Genomic DNA, 644 nt, shown 5'->3' on the forward strand with positions numbered 1-644 from the left:
CGCGCCGAGCGCGAGGGTGTCCGCCCCGTCGAGCGTCGCGGCGGTGAGCGCCACGTGCGTGCCGAGCTCGCCGGGCGCGTGCGACAGCAGCCACGGGCCGCCGACGTCCGGGACGAAGCCGATGCGCGTCTCGGGCATCGCGAACCGGGTGCGGTCGGTGACGACGCGGTGCCGGGCGTGCGCCGACAGTCCCACGCCGCCGCCCATGACGACGCCGTCCATCACCGCGACGACCGGCTTGGGGAACGTGGCGATCGTGTGGTCGAGGACGTACTCGTCGCGCCAGAAGTCGACCGACCCGCGGGTCCCGTCGCGCGCGTCGCGGTGCATCGCGACGAGGTCGCCGCCGGCGCACAGTCCCCGGTCGCCGGCACCGACGAGCGCGACGACCTCGACCGTCTCGTCGTCGGCCCAGGCGTCGAGCGCCCGCTGGAGCAGGCCGACCATCTCGTGGGTCAGGGCGTTGAGGGCGCGGGGCCGGTTCAGCTCCGCGACCGCGAGCCGGCCGCGTCGTTGGGTCAGGACGGGGGTGTCGTCGGTCACGTCCGGCAGCCTCTCACGCGCCCCACGGACGCTCAGGACACGGTCAGCAGCAGGGCGGCGAGCGCGACCTCGACCGCGGCGCCGTGGACGTCGCCGGTCAC

The 644-nt window shown here is 75.8% G+C and carries 1 protein-coding gene; it reads right to left on the reverse strand.

Translation table 11 applies throughout. From position 1 onward, the window contains the following. Positions 1 to 543: 3-hydroxyisobutyryl-CoA hydrolase (locus AC2W7G_RS17965; protein WP_485869630.1), on the reverse strand; the 543-nt coding region annotated here is incomplete at its 3' end. Between the last annotated feature and the right edge of the window lie 101 nt (positions 544 to 644).

The sequence above is a fragment of the Aeromicrobium sp. PFPM2_SD2 genome, from assembly GCF_057364525.1.